21 protein-coding genes are annotated in these 18,288 nt (G+C 41.9%); 16 read left to right on the top strand and 5 right to left on the bottom strand.

Annotated features, from left to right (window positions below; translation table 11 throughout):
* The 4 genes from CYL18_RS09180 to CYL18_RS09165 are packed head-to-tail and all read left to right on the top strand — an operon-like array spanning position 1 to position 5,463.
* The gene (locus CYL18_RS09180) at positions 1–1,671 is read left to right on the top strand and encodes a right-handed parallel beta-helix repeat-containing protein (RefSeq protein ID WP_104849202.1); all 1,671 of its coding nucleotides are present in this window, start codon (positions 1–3) and stop codon (positions 1,669–1,671) included.
* A gap of 49 nt (positions 1,672–1,720) precedes the next feature.
* Entirely contained in the window at positions 1,721–3,154 is a 1,434-nt protein-coding gene (locus CYL18_RS09175; RefSeq protein WP_104849201.1) for an O-antigen ligase family protein, read from the top strand.
* Positions 3,151–4,317 (top strand): NAD(P)-dependent oxidoreductase, encoded by a 1,167-nt coding sequence (locus CYL18_RS09170; protein ID WP_104849200.1) that lies wholly within the window; start codon positions 3,151–3,153, stop codon positions 4,315–4,317. Before CYL18_RS09175 ends, CYL18_RS09170 begins: the two co-directional genes overlap by 4 nt.
* 12 nt (positions 4,318–4,329) lie before the next feature.
* The gene (locus tag CYL18_RS09165; protein ID WP_104849199.1) at positions 4,330–5,463 is read left to right on the top strand and encodes a glycosyltransferase family 4 protein; all 1,134 of its coding nucleotides are present in this window, start codon (positions 4,330–4,332) and stop codon (positions 5,461–5,463) included.
* Between the two features lie 36 nt (positions 5,464–5,499).
* Here CYL18_RS09165 and CYL18_RS09160 read toward each other — a convergent pair whose 3' ends face one another.
* The 3 genes from CYL18_RS09160 to CYL18_RS09150 form a co-directional block, all read right to left on the bottom strand.
* Positions 5,500–5,691 (bottom strand): DUF3813 domain-containing protein, encoded by a 192-nt coding sequence (locus CYL18_RS09160; protein WP_104849198.1) that lies wholly within the window; start codon positions 5,689–5,691, stop codon positions 5,500–5,502.
* Positions 5,692–5,693: 2 nt separating this feature from the next.
* A complete protein-coding gene (locus CYL18_RS09155; protein WP_104849197.1) occupies positions 5,694–5,831 on the bottom strand; it encodes a competence protein in 138 nt (45 codons plus the stop codon).
* A gap of 83 nt (positions 5,832–5,914) precedes the next feature.
* Positions 5,915–6,733, bottom strand: a complete 819-nt coding sequence (locus CYL18_RS09150; protein WP_104849196.1) for a Cof-type HAD-IIB family hydrolase — start codon at positions 6,731–6,733, stop codon at positions 5,915–5,917.
* Between the two features lie 141 nt (positions 6,734–6,874).
* On the opposite strand from CYL18_RS09150, the gene CYL18_RS09145 reads away from it, so the two are divergent.
* From CYL18_RS09145 to moaA, 4 genes are all read left to right on the top strand, one after another.
* Positions 6,875–7,639 (top strand): prolyl oligopeptidase family serine peptidase, encoded by a 765-nt coding sequence (locus CYL18_RS09145; RefSeq protein WP_104849195.1) that lies wholly within the window; start codon positions 6,875–6,877, stop codon positions 7,637–7,639.
* A 75-nt stretch (positions 7,640–7,714) separates the two neighbouring features.
* Positions 7,715–8,023, top strand: a complete 309-nt coding sequence (locus CYL18_RS09140; RefSeq protein ID WP_104849194.1) for a metal-sulfur cluster assembly factor — start codon at positions 7,715–7,717, stop codon at positions 8,021–8,023.
* 96 nt (positions 8,024–8,119) lie between these two features.
* Positions 8,120–8,254: a hypothetical protein gene (locus tag CYL18_RS19600; protein ID WP_269089187.1), complete on the top strand. Its 135-nt coding sequence runs from the start codon at positions 8,120–8,122 to the stop codon at positions 8,252–8,254.
* Positions 8,255–8,546: 292 nt separating this feature from the next.
* Positions 8,547–9,554: a GTP 3',8-cyclase MoaA gene (gene moaA, locus CYL18_RS09135; protein ID WP_104849193.1), complete on the top strand. Its 1,008-nt coding sequence runs from the start codon at positions 8,547–8,549 to the stop codon at positions 9,552–9,554.
* Between the two features lie 30 nt (positions 9,555–9,584).
* Here the strand turns inward: moaA and CYL18_RS09130 are convergent, their stop codons facing one another.
* A complete protein-coding gene (locus CYL18_RS09130; protein ID WP_104849192.1) occupies positions 9,585–10,235 on the bottom strand; it encodes an MOSC domain-containing protein in 651 nt (216 codons plus the stop codon).
* 97 nt (positions 10,236–10,332) lie between these two features.
* Here CYL18_RS09130 and CYL18_RS09125 point away from each other — a divergent pair, with 97 nt between their 5' ends.
* From CYL18_RS09125 to CYL18_RS09090, 8 genes are all read left to right on the top strand, one after another.
* Positions 10,333–11,595, top strand: coding sequence for a molybdopterin molybdotransferase MoeA (locus tag CYL18_RS09125; RefSeq protein ID WP_104849191.1), 1,263 nt, complete (start codon positions 10,333–10,335; stop codon positions 11,593–11,595).
* The gene (gene mobB / locus CYL18_RS09120; protein ID WP_104849190.1) at positions 11,589–12,110 is read left to right on the top strand and encodes a molybdopterin-guanine dinucleotide biosynthesis protein B; all 522 of its coding nucleotides are present in this window, start codon (positions 11,589–11,591) and stop codon (positions 12,108–12,110) included. The genes CYL18_RS09125 and mobB overlap by 7 nt, the downstream gene beginning before the upstream one ends.
* A gap of 301 nt (positions 12,111–12,411) precedes the next feature.
* Positions 12,412–13,449 carry an N-acetyl-gamma-glutamyl-phosphate reductase gene (argC, locus tag CYL18_RS09115; protein ID WP_104849189.1) on the top strand — a complete coding sequence of 346 codons (1,038 nt, stop codon included), beginning with the start codon at positions 12,412–12,414 and terminating at the stop codon, positions 13,447–13,449.
* Positions 13,450–13,475: 26 nt separating this feature from the next.
* Positions 13,476–14,702 (top strand): bifunctional ornithine acetyltransferase/N-acetylglutamate synthase, encoded by a 1,227-nt coding sequence (gene argJ, locus CYL18_RS09110; protein WP_104849188.1) that lies wholly within the window; start codon positions 13,476–13,478, stop codon positions 14,700–14,702.
* A 12-nt stretch (positions 14,703–14,714) separates the two neighbouring features.
* On the top strand, positions 14,715–15,470 hold the full coding sequence (gene argB, locus CYL18_RS09105; RefSeq protein ID WP_104849187.1) for an acetylglutamate kinase: 756 nt from the start codon (positions 14,715–14,717) through the stop codon (positions 15,468–15,470).
* Positions 15,471–15,487: 17 nt separating this feature from the next.
* The gene (locus CYL18_RS09100) at positions 15,488–16,645 is read left to right on the top strand and encodes an acetylornithine transaminase (RefSeq protein WP_104849186.1); all 1,158 of its coding nucleotides are present in this window, start codon (positions 15,488–15,490) and stop codon (positions 16,643–16,645) included.
* A 39-nt stretch (positions 16,646–16,684) separates the two neighbouring features.
* Complete coding sequence (gene argF / locus CYL18_RS09095) at positions 16,685–17,644, top strand: ornithine carbamoyltransferase (protein WP_104849185.1); 960 nt, start codon at positions 16,685–16,687, stop codon at positions 17,642–17,644.
* Positions 17,645–17,689: 45 nt separating this feature from the next.
* Complete coding sequence (locus CYL18_RS09090; protein WP_104849184.1) at positions 17,690–17,869, top strand: YjzC family protein; 180 nt, start codon at positions 17,690–17,692, stop codon at positions 17,867–17,869.
* 83 nt (positions 17,870–17,952) lie between these two features.
* Here the strand turns inward: CYL18_RS09090 and CYL18_RS09085 are convergent, their stop codons facing one another.
* Positions 17,953–18,141, bottom strand: coding sequence for a YjzD family protein (locus tag CYL18_RS09085; protein ID WP_104849183.1), 189 nt, complete (start codon positions 18,139–18,141; stop codon positions 17,953–17,955).
* Positions 18,142–18,288 lie beyond the last annotated feature (147 nt).

Genomic DNA, 18,288 nt, shown 5'->3' with positions numbered 1-18,288 from the left:
ATGGTTCCGATAATCTTACAAGTCCGCTTGACTTTTCGCTTGAGTAACATGAAATTTTGGCTGCCTCTCTTTATTGTTATTGTGCTCCTGTCTATACTTGTTTTCAAATTGAAGCCGGATGAAGAGCTGAAGGGCTTGCTTAGGACAAACGATCCTGCCGAAGAGGAAATGGCTAAGACCATTAATCTCCAAGATGAAATCAATCAGGCTAGTAACAATGGAGGGGGAATTGTGACTGTTCCTAAGGGTGTCTTTACTGTGGATGAAACAATAATTCTTAAGTCTAATGTACACCTTAAAGGAGCCGGTATGGGAGAAACAACTATCCGCCTTAATCTAAAGAAAAGTAAAGGAAATGAGGAAGACTCAACCATTTTAAAGACGGAACATAATGCTCAAAATATTCAAATCTCTGACATGACTTTTGATGGAGAAAAAAATAAGCGCAAAAAACAGATTAATGATTCCTATTCACATACAGTTGTTCTGCAATTCGTTGATGGCTTTGAAATCAGCCGGGTGGAAGTCATCCGGTCCCCAAGTGCATCAATCATGCTCTTTAATTCGAGGAATGGGGTAGTGAACAATTCAAAAATAAAAGATGGTGGGTCTAATGGGATTATTGGACTGCAGAAAACCGAAAATGTTGAAATTATCAACAATGAGATTGACCATACAGACCATCAGAATGGCATTTTTATCAGCTATCAAGAAGGTAAATCAAGCAATAATGTCACTATAGAGGGCAATAAGGTTAAGGATGCAGGGGATTTTGGCATTGAGGTTGGCCATCTTGTTGAGGCTGGTGAAGAGCAGCATGTCAATATTACGGTGAGGGATAATGTGGTGACCCGTTCGAGAAATGCCGGGATTGCTTTTCGAACAGTCAGTGATGGAGTGATTGAAGATAATATCATAAAGGGCTATGGGAAGACAGGCGGATATGGAGGAGACGCTATATTCGTGGAAGGATGGAAAAATCAATCTGTCAATGTAAAAGTATCGAATAATATCATTGAGCAAACCTATCAAACAGGAGATGCAAATGCGATTTATGTGACCGGAATGGTTGATACAATCATTGAAAACAATGAAGTTAAAGGTAGCCGCGGCAAAGGATTATTCGTTCAGGCATCTGTCATTGGAGAAGAAACAGGAGATTTTCCGGAAGGGATTCGACTCTTCAACCAGCTCGCTATCAGGGGCAATAAAATATATAAAGGCAAAATGGAGGGAATTCATCTCCAGGGGTACAAGGCAGAAGGGATATCAATAACGAATAATGACATTAATCATAATCTTGCAGCGGGATTAGTCATCGCTAATTTAAATGTAATGAGCCGAGGGTTAGTGGTGCGTGATAATATCATAAAAGATAACGGTTTGGCGGGGATTGATATGTACAGCCAGGAGGATTTTGTCTTTGAAGGGAACCGCCTGATCAATAACGGGCAGAAAGCGAAGGATATAAAGAACCGGTCCGCGATTGTTTTGTTCAATGTGGGCAATGGCTTGCTTAGAAAAAATACATATGAAGAAGGCCAAAAGGTTCCGACTCAAAAGTATTATTTGCAAATAGCTGAATTGACAGGACAGGTGACCCAGCAGGATGCAGAATTCATTGGACTGACACCGCAATTAGGCAATTCAACGGATGATTATCTCGAATAATATAACTTCTTTATGATTTTTTAGAGAGAAATCCGAAAGGTGGAGAGATGTGGATAGTCTACTATTAAATAACCAGAGCAGGCATTTTAGGCAAGCGATATTGGCGGCCATTTTAGCGTTAGCGGTCGGGGCTTTTGCTGCCCTGCCGCTAACCTATCTGCCTATTATTTTAATCATTATAGCGGTTATCTTTTTCTTTCCTTTAACCGTTGAACGGGTTTTTCTCTTTATTGCTTTATCCATTTTTATTGATCGCTCGTTTATTACCTTTCAAGGATCTTATATACGAATCTTTCAAATCCTGTTTTTGGCTCTTTTTCTAAAGTTTACGATTGAATTTTTGCTTTCTAAAAGAGAATTGTTTAAGACTCCGTTATTTATCTTAATCAATTTGTGGGTTTTCAGTTACTTTTTCAGTATTGGCCATTTAATAAGTGTTAGCGATTTTTGGGTATCGGTTGTAGGACAGCTTTTTTTAAATCTATTTTATTTTATCTCTGTCCAATGCATTTACAATAAAGGGCTAAATTTCTTTTATAAAGTTTTAAAGTATACGCTGATCTCGGGTATCTTTGTAACAGCGGTTGGTATTCTTCAGTGGATTGGCTTCTTCTTAGGTTTTGAAATTGGTCTGAGTCATTATGAGGAGATTGGGATTCCCCGTCCTTCATCGTTTGCTCATGAGCCGGATTGGTATGGATTATTTGCAGGATATACGGCAGTCTGGTTTGTCGTGATGTATTTAAGCAGGGAGAAGAGTTTGTTTTCACCTCTATTCATTATAATTGGAATGTTTATGAGTTTCATAGGGGTGTTCATCAGTATGGCAAGGGCGAGTATTCTATCATTAGCAATTTCTCTAATCTTCATTTTTATCATCACAAAGAATATAAGGGCAATCAAACTCTTTGTGTCCTCTGTTCTGATTCTCATCTTTACAGCCATTATGCTATTTATTGTGAATCAAGAAATATTCGTGAATGTTTATGAGCGCCTTAATCCCAGCACTAGTCTAGAAACAGACCAAGGAGCAGGTGATAGCCGATTAGCATCCATTCAGGTGATGTTGGATTATATACCCAAGCACCCCTTTGTTGGTAATGGAAGCGGCGGAATGGCGGAACTGTCTATGAGAGATGATATCAGGCAGGAATATATTTATGGAGGAGAGCTCAATGCGGGTAAAGGGAATGCTAATTTATTTTTGACAATTCTATTCGATACAGGAATTATCGGGCTTATCATTTTCCTCTTAATTCTCGGGAGGCTAATTTGGATGATTCTATTTGTTTATCATAAATCAAGTTTTATTCCTCTAGGTTTTTTGGCTGCGAGCTTATTTATATTGATCGATTTTAATTTCAATAATGGATTTCGTATGGGATTTGTTTGGTTTCATGCAGCATTAATCACTAGTTACTTTCTTTTGATGAAAAAAGGAAGGAAAGATTTTAAGTCCATACCGAGGGGAGAAGGGTCATGATGGTTAAACACAGGGTTGGGATTATTGGGAGCGGTTTTATTGGGAAAGGATTAGTGAAGGCATTGAATCTTTTTGATGATATGGATGTCGTTAAAGTGATGACAAGAACTGTGTTGGGTGGGCGTAGTGACTTTCCTTATCCTCATTTACTAACTAATTCCATCGAGGATTGTATTGAGCATTCAGATGTCATTGTCGAATGTACTGGTGATGTTTTATTCGGTACAGAAATGATTGCTAAGGTGATGGATGCAGGGATTCCAGTTGTGACGATGAATACGGAATTACAGGTAACAACAGGTTCCTATTTTGCTGGCAAGGGATTTATAACTGAAGCAGAGGGGGATCAACCAGGATGTATCGCCGCCTTGCGTGAAAATGTATTGCAAATGGGTTTCGAACCCTTAGTGTATGGAAATATTAAAGGATTTTTAAATCCAACTCCTTCCTTCGAGGATATGCTTTATTGGTCAAAGAGAAACAAAATCAGCTTAGAGATGGTCACTTCATTTACGGATGGGACAAAAGTGGAGTTTGAGCAAACTTTGATAGCCAATGCTTTTCAAACAAAACTATTGCCAAGTGGCATCACTGGGATTATTTCTGAAGATTTGAGAGATGGAGCGAATGCTCTAGCAATAGAAGCAGAAAGATTAGGTAGTCCTATAAGTGATTACGTGTTATCGAGCAAAGCTCCTGCAGGGGTATTCATTACAGCAAAGCATTTAGATACAGATGGTCAGAGAGATGCCCTTCATTACATGAAACTTGGAGAGGGCCCTTATTATACATTAATCATGCCATTTCATTTATGTCATTTGGAAGTGATGAAAACTATAAGGAGGGTTGTTGAAAAGAAAGAAATTTTATTAAACAATACCTGTACGCCATCGTATAGTATGGGAGCGGTTGCCAAGAAGAGAATAGCTGCAGGGACAACTATTAAGAGAGGGATTGGGAGCTTTGAGGTTAGAGGAAAGGCGCTTAGGATAGAAGATGTGCCTAATCATATCCCAATAGGACTCCTGGAGCAGGCAACGATTATTAAACCGATGGAAGAAGGAGAAATGCTTACATTTGCGGATGTGGATATTCCTGATAGTCTAGCCTATCGAGCTTGGATGAAAACGAGGGAACAAAGGCTTATACCGCATGGCCTTTAGAGGAGATGGAAGATGAGAATTCTACATGTAATCAGGCAATATAAACCTGTGATTGGTGGTATGGAGAATTTTGTGGAAAATCTAGCTGTTTATTTGAAGGAAAAAGGAATTGAATCAGAGGTTTTAACATTAAACATCGATTTCTCTACTGGTGAAAGATTTCCGGAATCATCAATTATTAATGGTATAAGGGTAAAGAGGATTCCTTTTTTTGGATCTAGGCGTTATCCAATTGCTTTATCTGCTATCAATTATCTGTCAAACTTTGATTTGATTCATATTCATGGGGTTGATTTCTTGTTCGATTATTTAGCTGGGTCAAAGCGCTTCCATAAGAAGCCAATGATTTTGTCAACTCATGGGGGATTTTTTCATACAAAGAGGTACTATTTGTATAAAAAGATCCATTTTCACACATTGACGCGGCTAAGTTTGAAGAATATGAATTGGATTGTGGCAGCTAGTGAGCCGGATTATGAACTATTTAAGGCTATTTCACCAGCAAGAATTGGATTAATCGAAAATGGAATAAATTTCAATCATTACCACACGATTATGAAGCATAATGGAGAGCCTAACCGGTTTATATTCGTGGGGAGATTTTCTCAAAATAAGCGGATCGATAAACTCCTGACATTGATTACTCGATTAAAATCAGACTTTCCAGATATCCATCTATCTATTGTTGGAAGGGACTATGATAACTTAAAGGGTGGATTTGATAATCAGATTGAGAAATGCAAGATTGGCAAGCATGTTACCATTTATGAGGCTTCATCAGATGAAAATCTCTTAAAGGAAATGTCTCGTGCCACATATTTCATTTCAGCCTCTGAATATGAAGGATTTGGTCTTTCTTCTCTAGAAGCAATGGCAGCTGGAAGGATAGCCTTCCTAAGCCAAATTCCATCATTTATAAAGATGGTGTCAGATGGAAACAATGGGTACTTAGTCAATTTTGAGGATATGGATTCAGTAGTAGAGAAGGTAAAGTCGGTCTTAAAAATTGGTATACAAGATCAAGTAAGACTTGCAGGTGCAGAGACGGCTAAGAAAAATTCATGGGATGAGATTGTCAATAAATTCATTCAAATATATGAGATGGTTCAAACCGAGCCCACAGTCTCTGTATCTGATGTGAAATGAAGAAAGAGCACAAGGATTAATCCTTGTGCCCTTTCTTTATTGAATGCTGTTTTCCAGGGAATCAAGCAGATCTTGCATCTGATGAAGCTGCGCTTGTTCAGCAATGGTAGAATTGGCAAAAGCTGAGGAAAGTTCATTCCGTGCTTTGGCAATCAATTCAGGGCTTCCATTGCTGCTAGAGGCTAGTTCAACGGCTTTCTTTGCACGGCCAAATAGTTCATTTCTCATGATTAAAGCCCCGCAAAGGTATTTTGATTTCTGGATTCTGCTTCTGCCATTGTTAATCGGTACGGGAATTTCTCGCTATGCTTAGCGACGGCATCTTTCCCTTGTTGGACAAAACGTTTGGATTTATTTCTTTTTCCCATGAGAAATACCTCCTGCACTCAATGTTTGACGGAGTGAAATCACTTCGTTCACTACTATCATGTCCAGGAAGAATTCCTGTTAGTCATGCACTTTTAATGTTAAATTTCTCTTCCAGGAAAATGGCGATTCCATCCTCCTCATTTGACAATGTAATGTGGTTGGCCACTGATTTTAGTTGTTCAATGCCATTGCCCATCGCTACGCCGGTTCCTGCATAATCAATCATTTCCAAATCATTATCCTCGTCTCCGAAAGCGATGATGCGCTGTTTAGGGATACCCAAATCTTTCGCCACCTTGTCGATGCCGACCGCTTTGCTTAAACCGTTCCTGACGATTTCAATGACATGCCAAGGATCCGCCCATCGTCTATGGTCAATGACTTCTGCATGGACATCAGATAAATGCTTCCGGATTTGTTTCACATCTTCTTCATCCGTATGGATGAGCATAGAGGTAGGGGAATCTTGAAGGAAGCGGCGCAGATCGCCTGTTGTGATATTTGGATTTCCCATCTTGAAGACATTGATTAATTTCTCGTCATGGTAGTGAACGTAAACATCATCCTTTACTTCAGCTATAATATTGAAGTAACGGTACTCATCCAGTGCCTCAACGATATCCTTCGCTACTTTTATATCAAGCGGAGAATGGTGCATTCCCCATGATTTCGAAAGCGGATGGTGGACAAATGCCCCATTAAAGTTCACGATAGGAGTAGTCATTCCAATTTCATGATAATATGGTTCACTGGAACGGAATGGTCTTCCTGTTGCGATCATGACTTCATGGCCGTTGTTTTTTAAGGTTTGAAGAACGCTCTTTGTCCGCGGGGAAATGGTTTTATCATCTTTTAAGAGTGTGCCATCAAGATCAAGCACAATTAAATGTTTTTCTGACATAATGCTCTCCTTTGAATCATTGGGATTTTATGGGTTAAATCATTACCTTCATTGGTAATTTCTTATATAATCATATCAAGTATAGCCGGATAATGGTATTTATTGATTTGGAAAATATACGTAAAGAGGTGGAGAGGCATAATGATACAAGTGGAGAAAGTAATCGTGGAGGAAATTCCAATGCTTGTAGTAGGCAAACAGGACTTGAAGAATATACCGCTGCCAGGGTTAATATTTTTGCATGGGTTCATGAGCGCAAAAGAGCATAATCTTCATTACGCTTATCTCCTTGCTGAGCGGGGGTTCAGAGTATTTCTTCCGGAGGCGATTATGCATGGAGAAAGAGGAGATGATTATTCTGAAAGAGTGATGTCCAAATCTTTTTGGAAAATTGTTTTAACCTCTATTAAAGAATTACCTAAAATTAAGCATTATATAACGGAGTACGGGTATGTCATCCATGATAGGGTCGCCCTTGGCGGTACTTCAATGGGGGCGATTACCACTTTGGGAGCCCTTACTCAATATAATTGGATTAAAGCAGCAGTTAGCATGATGGGGACTCCCGCATACAAGGATTTCGCGCAAGGCCAATTAAATGAATTTGCCAAGCAAGGAATAGATTTAGGCTATAGCGAGGCAGAGAAAGAGGCTATTTTTAATGATTTGGCGAAGTATGACTTATCGATTCAGCCCGAAAAATTAAATGGCAGGCCTCTATTTGTTTGGCATGGCGAATCAGACCCAGTCGTGCCGATTTCAGGCATACACTCTTTCGTCGAAAGCGGTGCTTCACTATTTAAGGATGAGCAAATTACATATATGCCGGATAAGTATGCTGGACATGCTGTTACGAGAAAAGGTTTACTTGAGGCTATTAACTGGATTGAAGAAAAGGTCATATAAGGGTTAATCAATAGCCAGAGAATTTGAAATTTGTTAGGATTAGGATAATAGCTGTTACGAAAGGAGTTAAAATAGATGGATCAGGATATGAGAGATAGCATTATGGGTGCTTTAGAGGATGTATTAGACCCGGAGCTTGGGATTGATATAGTGAACCTTGGGCTTGTATATGATGTTGATATGGATGATGAGGGAAATGCAACCGTCACAATGACGCTTACGGCAATGGGTTGCCCGCTTGCAGGCACGATTGTTGACCAGGTGAAATATGCATTGAAGGATCTTCCTGAAGTGAAGGATGTTGAAGTTAACATTGTGTGGACGCCTGCTTGGACAAAGGATCGGATGTCCCGTTACGCAAAAATTGCTCTTGGCATTCAGTAAGACACATCTGTTTGCCCTGATAAATGATTTCTTTTCCTTTGGAGATAATAGTGTTTAAAGAGTTTGCTCTTTAATTATCTCAATAGGAGTGAAATCATGAATAACTATCAGGTGGCCCAGCTTGATGATAAACAAGTGCAGAAATTAAATGAATACCAAAAGAAATTTAGTGAGGAACTGGGAAGGGATATTATCCTGATTGCTCACAATGATGACGACATCGAAAAATAAGTTATTATGAGAGCCGGCGGTTAACCTCCGGCTCTTTTTATATGGGGCTATTATGTATGAGCTGAAATTTTCAGAACAAGAAAGCTGATATGGTTAAAAAATATTTGTAAACATCCTAATTAACTCTGTCTAAAGACGAAAGAGCCTTAATAAGGAAGGATTACAATTTGAAAAAGAGGGTATTATTCATAAATTGGGGGAACAAAAAATAACTTAATCGGAAATATTTGTACATATGGTGTTATAGGAGTAGGGTGAAAGTAAGATAAGAGTTCACAGGCGGGAGGAGACCATGAAGAAAGAGAATATTAAAGACATGCTGGACAGACCTCTCAGGGACTTAAGGATTTCAGTCATTGACCGCTGTAATTTAAGATGTCAATATTGTATGCCAGCTGATAAGGAGTATACATTCCTGCCAAAGGATGAGTTATTATCATTTGAAGAGATTACAAGAACGGCTGCTGTCTTTGCGGAATTGGGTGTGAAGAAGATCCGGTTGACAGGCGGAGAGCCGCTTCTTAGAAGAGATTTGCCAACTCTGGTGCATATGCTTTCTCAAATCAATGGAATTAACGATATTGCTTTGACTACCAATGGAATCTTGCTGCCAAAGCAGGCGAAGGCCCTCAAGGAAGCGGGGGTTAAGCGAGTCAACATTAGTCTTGATAGCATTAATGATTCTTTATTTAAGCTGATTAATGGAAGAGGCATTGGCACGAAGCCAGTGATTGATGGAATTCGTGCCGCAAAGGAAGCGGGATTTGAGACGAAGGTAAATATGGTCGTCAAAAAGGGAATGAACGATGATCAGATTATCCCGATGGCTGAATTTTGCTTGGAAGAAAAGGTGCAGCTCCGCTACATTGAATTTATGGATGTCGGCACGACAAATGATTGGAAAATGGATAAGGTCATCACGAAGAAGGATATCTTTAAGCAGTTGAATGAGCGATTCGACCTTGAACCGCTAAACCCGGATTATTTTGGTGAAGTAGCGAAGAAATATCGCTATAAGGGAACCGATATTATGGTCGGTTTTATTACGTCTGTTTCGGAATCTTTCTGCGGCAGCTGTACGCGGGCGAGATTATCGGCGAATGGTCATGTTTATACATGCTTATTCAGTGAATCAGGTCATGATATTAAGGAGCTTTTGCGCAGTACCAGCGAGGATGAACCATTGAGGGAAAGAATCGTATCCATTTGGAATCATCGCAGGGACCGTTATTCTGATGAACGGACAGAAGCGACAGCCAAACAGCGCAAGAAAATTGAAATGTCCTATATCGGCGGCTAAAAAAGCACCCTCTTTGCCGGGTGCTTGTCTTTATGTCAGGCTTTCCAGTTTTTTCGTTAATTGCTTGCGCCATGAAGCAGAGAGAGCTTCTTCATTCGCGACCCGGTTAATCTGCTCAAAGGTCGCCTCATGTGAGTACATAGCGGTATTTGCTTCGGCTATGGTAATGCCGCCTGTCCCTCTTTCTATAATGACGGCATTGTCGCCCGCCTTGAGTATGCCTTCTTTCAATACGCGTAAATAATAGCCGGAGTAGCCCGTTTGTCTAATCCAAATGGGTAATTGGAACAGGTTATGCCTTGCGGCTATCTTGTAGCATGGCTCACGAGGCTGGGATACTTGGAGGGTGCATTCACCGATAGAGATTATGTCACCGATCATGATGGTATCTTCCCTCAGACCGCTGATGGTTAGATTCTCACCAAATGAACCGTAGGGAAAAGCCTGTCCGATTTTTTCAGTGAAATAAACATAGTTCTCAGCTGCGTATGCACAAACGGCTTTATCAGGGCCGCCATGATGCTTTTTATCTGCTTGAATATCTCCTTCAAGGTTTGTGAGAGAGACATAGATGGAATGATGTACCTCCTCTTTGAAGATTGCAGATTGGACAATCTTGCCCCGGTAAGGCAAAGGTTTAGGTGTACCAATACGCACGCTTTCGATTTTGCCTTCTACCATAAACGATTCCCGCCTTTCATGTATACTCTTGGTTATAAGGATATCAGAAATTTCTAAATAGTGGTTATTAAAATAAGATGACGAGGTGGAAAGAGAGATGGAAATGAGGAAGCCGGTAGCAGTGGATAAGGCTGTTCAAAGAGTCATGAAACATGCCCTAAATGGAAGTGTCGAGTTTTTGCCAATACATAGATGTTTTAATGAAACGCTTGCTCGCGATATAGTCGCAACCCATGATGTTCCACATTTTGACCGTTCTCCCTATGACGGGTTTGCCATCCGCTCAAGGGATACAATTGGCGCCTCTAGGGATTTTCCTGTTGAATTTGAGGTGATTGAAGAGATTGGTGCAGGGAGTGTGGCGACAAGAAAGGTAGAAGCCAAACAAGCCGTTCGAATCATGACCGGTGCCCAAATGCCTGATGGAGCAGATGCGGTCATCATGCTTGAGCTTGTCCGAGAAATTGAGCGAGATGGAAAAGTGTTTATCCAGATAAGGCGCAGGGTGAAAGAAGACGAAAATGTATCATTTAAAGGCGAGGATGCGAAGCAAGGGGAACTGCTTGTCAATAAGGGAACCAAGCTGAATCCGGGCATTAAGGCGTTGTTAGCGACTTTTGGATACACGGAAGTACCTGTGGCTAAAAAGCCGGTTATTGGATTATTCGCAACTGGGACAGAGCTGCTGGAAGTGGATGAAGCACTTCAGCCCGGAAAGATTCGAAACAGCAACTCCTATATGCTTGCCGACCAGATTAAAAGGGCAGGCGGGGAGCCTAGATTTTTAGGCATCTTGCCGGATCACCTGGAGGGGAGCTACTCAGCAATTTCCGAGGCCTTGAAGGAGGTCGACTTACTGATTACGACAGGTGGGGTTTCTGTAGGAGACTATGATTATATGCCGGATATTTATGCTCGCCTTGGGGCTGAAGTATTATTCAATAAGGTTGCCATGAGACCTGGAAGCGTGACGACCGTTGCAGCGATGAACGGCAAAATTCTCTTTGGGCTATCAGGAAACCCGTCAGCGAGCTATGTCGGGTTTGAGTTGTTTGTTCGCCCGATTATTCGTAAAATGCTTCTATCCCCTAGGCCGCATTTAAAGAAAGTGAGGGGAGTGCTTGGGGAGAATTTCACGAAAGCCAATCCATTTACCCGCTTTGTTAGAAGCCGCGCTTATTTGGAGGGAGGCCAGCTCATGGCCGTGCCTAGCGGAAAAGATAAATCCAATATTGTTATGAGTCTGGCATCTGCGAATTCATTTGCTATTCTTCCAGGCGGCTCACGAGGATACCAACAAGGGGATGAGGTAGATATCCTATTGCTTGAGGATGATGAAGGGAGCGCTTGGCCATGGTGACGCCGGTTTGGCAGGTCGTGGGATATCAAAACAGCGGGAAGACAGTCTTTATCCTTTCCATGGTATCTTACCTAAAGAGCATAGGGGTGCACACAGCGGTCTTAAAGCATCATGGTCATGGGGGAACACCGGACCCTGCTGTCATGAAGGATTCTGATAAATACTTCAAAGCCGGAGCGGACGCGGCTCTCGTTGAAGGAGAAGGGGTTATCCATCTGCAGGGGCGAATGGAAGAGAATTTTTTGAGCAAAAGCCTAGCGATATTAATGGCATTTGAAACGGATGTCATACTTCTAGAGGGATATAAGAAAGAACCATACCCCAAGATTGTAATGATTCGTAAAGAAGCGGATCTATCTTTACTGGAGGAGGTAACCAATTGTCAGGCTGTTATTTTATGGCCAGGGGTAGCCTTAAGGGATAGAATAATTCATTTAAACTTGCCAATTTTCTCATTAGGGGATAATCAGCGGATTTTTGAATGGATGGTCGATGAGTTAGGAATAAATCATTAAGATATAAGCGCAATCGCCGTTATGAATCTGTTAATGGCGAGTGCGCTTTTTTATGTCTATTCATCCTGATTTATAATTATAAGGATGAATAAATGCATAAAAGGATGTTTTACCTGTAGCCAGAAAGGATAAACGAATAGCATGTGCCTAGTGAATAGGATAGAAACAAAGGGTGTTGAAGAATTAGTATTGGTCTCATAATGTAGAAATTTTTATAAAAATACATTTGATTTTATAATTATACAAAACTATAATAAATAGATATTACTGAATTATATGAAAGTTACGAGGTGACCGTAAAATGAATGTCTCTGTTGTTGGTGCAACTGGCTATAGCGGAATGGAATTGATCAGGCTTTTGGCTAATCATCCTTCTCTTTCTATTTCAGGTGTCTATTCCTCTTCGACGGCTGGTTCTAGGCTTGACGCAGAGAATAGGCAATTACATGGATTATCAGAGCTAGTGTTAAAGAAATTCGATGCGGAGCAGATAGCTCATACGAGCGAGCTCGTGTTTTTAGCTCTGCCAAGTGGTATTGCCAAGAACTTAGTGCCGGAGCTTTACGAGAAAGATGTGAAGATTATCGACTTATCGGGTGATTTGAGATTAAAAGAACCTGGTGAATATGAGAAATGGTATAAAAAGCCGGCAGCTAAACCGGAATATGTGCAAGAAGCCGTCTACGGTTTGTCAGAATGGAACCGCAAAGAAATAGAAAAAGCCAAGCTGGTTGCTAATCCAGGCTGTTATCCGACCGCCACCCTTTTAGGTCTTGCACCGCTCATAGCCCAAGGGTTGATTGAAACAGATGATGTCATTATTGATGCGAAGTCCGGTATTTCAGGAGCAGGCAAAAAAACATCAGAGGCTGCTCATTATGCTCAGGCGAATGAAAACCTGTCAATTTATAAGGTTCATCAGCATCAGCATATCCCTGAAATCGAACAGCAATTGAGGCATTGGGATTCTTCTTTTAAGCCCGTCATGTTTACCACACATTTAGTTCCGATGACAAGAGGTATTATGGCTACCATCCATGCAAAGGTGAAAAAAGGTGTTACATCTCAGGAATTGGCAGACGCTTTTGAGCTGAAATATGGCGAGGAAGCATTTGTACGGCTAAGAGGAGAAAATGAATTTCCGTCAACAAAGGAAGTCTATGGCTCCAATTATTGTGATATAGGCTTCCGATTAGATGAGAGGACCAATAGGGTAACGGTTGTGTCGGTTATTGATAATCTCGTGAAGGGAGCCGCAGGCCAAGCGGTACATAATGCAAATATCATGATGGGGCTTGATGAGACAGCGGGTCTTCACTTTGCCCCTATGTTCCCATAAAAATAATTTCGGAAAGGAAGAGTTGGATGAACGTAGAGGTGAAGGAGTTTATAAAGGCAATTGATGGAGGAATATTGACACCCAAAGGCTTTGTCGCAGAAGGGATACACGCAGGTTTACGATACTCCCATAATGATTTAGGGATTATTTATTCTGAAGTGCCTGCCCAGGCAGCAGCTGTCTATACTTTGAACTCTTATCAGGCGGCACCAATCCATGTTACAAAGGAGAGCATAGCTAAGAATGGCACACTGCAGGCATTGGTCGTAAATAGTGCCTGTGCGAATGCCTGTACTGGAGAGCGAGGACAGAAGGATGCGGAAATGATGCGGGCAGCAGTCGCCGAAAAACTTAGCTTACCCCCTTATGAGGTGGCGGTCGCCTCTACTGGCGTGATTGGGCAATATCTTGAGATTGACAAAATTACAGCCGGTATTAAGGAAATTAAGCTGACCAAGGATAAGGCAGGAGAAGCGGGCTTTGAAAAGGCGATTCTAACCACTGACACCTGCACGAAGAAATGTGCATTTGAAGCACAGATCAATGGGGTTACCGTCTCTATGGGAGGTGCCGCAAAAGGTTCTGGCATGATTCATCCTAATATGGCGACTATGCTTGGATTTATAACAACTGATGCAAATGTTGAACAGAAATCGCTGGAGCGAGCATTGAGAAAAGTAACCGATGTATCCTTTAATCAAATCACCGTTGACGGAGACACATCCACCAATGATATGGTTCTCGTCATGGCCAATGGAATGGCTGGAAATGAACCATTGACTGAAAAGCACCCTGACTGGTATGTGTTTATGAGCTTGCTGAAAGAAACATGTGAGTGTCTGGCGAAGAAAATTGCCAGGGATGGTGAAGGAGCGACTAAACTAGTGGAGGTCCATGTCACCGGAGCAGAAACGGATCAAGAAGCAAAGGCAATCGCCAAGACGGTCATCGCCTCCAATCTTGTTAAGACAGCCGTTTACGGAGCAGATGCCAACTGGGGAAGAATTGTCGGAGCAATGGGCAGCAGTAATATCCCATTTAATCAGGACAGAGTAAGTATTTCCTTTGGGCCGGTAGAGGTATTCCATCATGGCACACCAGTCATTTTTAATGAGGAACAAGCCCGTGAGTATTTGCTTGGAGAAGAGGTTCGAATCTATATCCAATTGGCTGATGGACTTGGAGCGGGAAAAGCTTGGGGCTGCGATCTGACCTATGATTATGTCAAAATCAATGCCAGCTATCGAACATAAGGAGAGGCGACGATGAAAACGATTGTAATCAAATGTGGAGGAAGCATTATTAGCCGTCTATCAGAAAAGTTCTTTGTCAGTTTGGGTGAATTGAGAGATGAAGGTTATTCCTTTGTGTTCGTGCATGGGGGAGGACCGGATATAAATGAGATGCTGGCTAAATTTGATGTTCCTGTCCAATTTGAGAACGGGCTTCGAAAGACGACAAAAGAAACGCTGGAGATTGCGGAACTGGTTCTTGCCGGGAAAACGAACCGTCATCTTGTCCATATGCTTCAGTCACATGGATTCAAAGCGGTTGGCTTGAACGGCTCAGACGGTGAGATTCTTAAAGCTGAGCATATTGATCAAGATGCTCTAGGGGAAGTTGGAAGGATTAACAAGGTTAACACTGACCTTCTTGAAGTTCTCTTGTCTAAGGAAATCTATCCTGTATTAACGCCAATCTCCATCAGCCAGTCGGGCGATAAGCTGAATGTAAATGCAGATACAGCTGCAGGTGCTGTTGCTGCTGCCCTCCATGCAGAACTTTGTATATTCATCACTGATGTAGATGGAGTCAGAAACGGGTCTTGCATAATCGAGCATTTAACCGAGCCAGAAATTCGGCAGTTGATAGACGAAGGTACCATTTATGGAGGGATGATACCGAAAGTGAATGCCGCCATACAAGCAAAGCAAGAAGGGGCTTCAAGGATATTAATAACGAGCGGGGTGTCCCAATTCTTTTCCAATAGTCAATGGAAGGGTACATTTTTGGGGGCCTAGAGAAAGGATGGATAGGATTGTCATCATTACTTCCGGTTTATAAAAAGTGGGGAATCACACCAGTTAAAGCCGAGGGAGCCTGGCTGACAGCAGCAGATGGAAAGGAATATTTGGACTTCACCTCTGGAATTGGGGTTATCAATCTTGGGCATGGCGATGCGGAAGTCATGGAGGCAGTCCAAGCACAGCTTGGTCAATTTTGGCATACCTCCAATTTGTTTCAGATTCCCATTCAAGAAGAGGTCGCCTCTCAATTGGCTCGATTAAGTGGGCTTGATAAGGTGTTTTTTTGTAATAGCGGAACAGAAGCGAATGAGGCGGCACTTAAATTTGCCAGAAGAGCAACTGGAAAAACAAATATCATTACGTGCAGTCAATCTTTTCATGGGAGAACATTTGGTGCGATGGCTGCTACTGGCCAAAGCTCGATTCATACGGGATTCGGTCCTGTTCTTGAGGGGTTCAGCTATCTCCCCTTTAATGATTTAGAGGCTTTTGAGAAAGCAATCGATAACTCGACGGCTGCTGTATTGGTTGAGGTCATTCAGGGTGAGGGCGGTGTCATTCCTGGAACTGAATCTTTTCTGACAGGGCTGACAAAGCTTTGCCAAGAGCATGATGCTCTTCTGATTATCGATGAAGTGCAAACGGGCAATGGGCGTACCGGCTATCCATTCGCTTATTTAAAATATGAAGGAGTGAAGCCTGATATTGTCACGACAGCCAAAGGGCTTGGAAATGGATTGCCGATTGGTGCTGTTATGGCTAAGGCTGGGCTGGAACAAGCATGCTCAGCAGGGGTTCATGGCTCAACCTTTGGCGGAAACCCGATTTCTTTGGCGGCAAGCAGGGCTGTTCTAGCAAAAATCAGTGATGAAGCGTTTCTTGCAGAGGTTAGAGAGAAATCTGCATGGTTTATGGGAGAGTTAAAGAAGATTGCCGAACGTACACCGGCAATTAAAGATGTTCGGGGAGATGGTTTTATGATTGGGCTTGAAATACAAGCTGAAGCTGCTCCTTATATCATGCGTCTGCAAGATAAACAGTTATTGGCTTTAACGGCCGGACCTAGTGTGGTGCGTATACTTCCACCGTTAACGGTCACAAAAGAAGAATTATCAATCGCTTTAGAGAAAATAGAGGAAGGGTTCCGGATTGAATCGGTTCTATCATGAAAGCTAACCAGGGAGAGGGGTAATGGGAAATTGCGAATAATGTATGGGATTAACCCTATATTGAATCAAAAGGATTTCTTGGAGATGAGTCAACTGACGCCAGAGCAGTTAGCAGACTTGCTTGATTTAGCAGGAGAATTAAAGGCGCGTATGCAGGCAGGGTTTTCTGACCTTCCACTTAAAGGAAAAATACTTGGCATGATTTTTGAGAAAAACTCAACGAGAACGAGGGTATCCTTTGAGACTGGAATGCTCCAGCTTGGCGGCAGTGCCATTTTTTTGAGCGGTCATGACACACAGCTGGGACGAGGTGAGCCAATCAGTGATACAGCTCAAGTGCTGTCTGAGTATGTGGATGGGTTAATGATTAGGACACATGAACATTCAAGGGCTCAAGCCGTGGCAGAATATGCGTCCGTGCCGGTTATAAACGGATTGACAGATTTTGAGCACCCCTGCCAAGCTTTGGCGGATTTATTGACAATCAAGGAGATAAAGGGTGAGCTTTCCGGATTAAAACTCGCTTACATAGGAGACGGAAATAATGTGGCCAATTCCTTACTGGTCGCTGGCGCACTTGCCGGCATGCATGTTGTTTGTGCGACACCAGCCGGATATGAGCCCAATAAAGAAGCGATAGAAGCAGCCCAAAGTGCTTCTATCGGTACTGGTGCCAAGGTGGAAATTGTCCACGATCCATATGAAGCAGCAAAGAATGCAGATGTCCTATATTGTGATGTCTGGACGAGTATGGGACAGGAGCTGGAAAATGAAAAAAGGCTAACGGATTTTGCTGATTATCAGGTCAATGATAAGCTTACAGCCTGCGCGAAAGAAGATTATTTGTTTATGCATTGCTTGCCGGCCCATCGGGGCGAAGAAGTGGCAGCCTCTGTTATTGATTCAGCGCATTCAGTCGTCATTAAGCAGGCCGGCAATCGCCTGCACGCTCAAAAAGCTTTGCTTGTTGATCTGATGTCGACACCAAGGCAGGCATGAATTAGAGGAAAATGGGGATTCTAGAAGAGAAAAGGAGGGATTTTCTTGGGACAGAATCGTCATTTTAAGCATGGTCAGAAGGCACCGAACAATGGTGAATATATTGAAATCGGAGAAACAGGGAGCAATGTTGTTAATCCGAAGAAAATTCGATTAAAAGCCGGAGACCCTTTTCCGGAGAACTCAAATCACAACCGACATTGGTCATATGTTAGAAAACCGTGAAGGACGGGAATAATCCCTATAGCATGGTAAAGAGCAAAAAGGACAACCAAATGGCTGTCCTTTTGCTTATTTGCTGCAATAAATTAATGATGCTCTTGTACAGGTTCATTCGGTATGATCGCCGCAACGAGAAGAATCAAAATGGTGATGGCAACAGCGAGAATTGAAGCAGTGCTAAATACATATTCTCCGCCTTCAACCATTGCACTCGTCACGTACATGACCATATGTGTCAATGCAAATGTCCAGATAAATGTAAAAATATATTTCAACTTGTTCACCCCGTTCATCTACAATCATTCATTATTCTATCATAGATTAAAATAACTGGAAAGAATTTAAAGCATTTCGCTAAGTTAAATTTTCCAAATATATATATGGTCTATCATTCCCTGCGTGGGTAAAAATTATGTCTCGAA

Origin of the sequence: Pradoshia eiseniae (assembly GCF_002946355.1) — a bacterium.
GTDB lineage: Bacteria > Bacillota > Bacilli > Bacillales > Pradoshiaceae > Pradoshia > Pradoshia eiseniae.
Note: the sequence above shows the minus strand (reverse complement) of the source record. Positions and strands in the feature narration are given on the sequence as shown.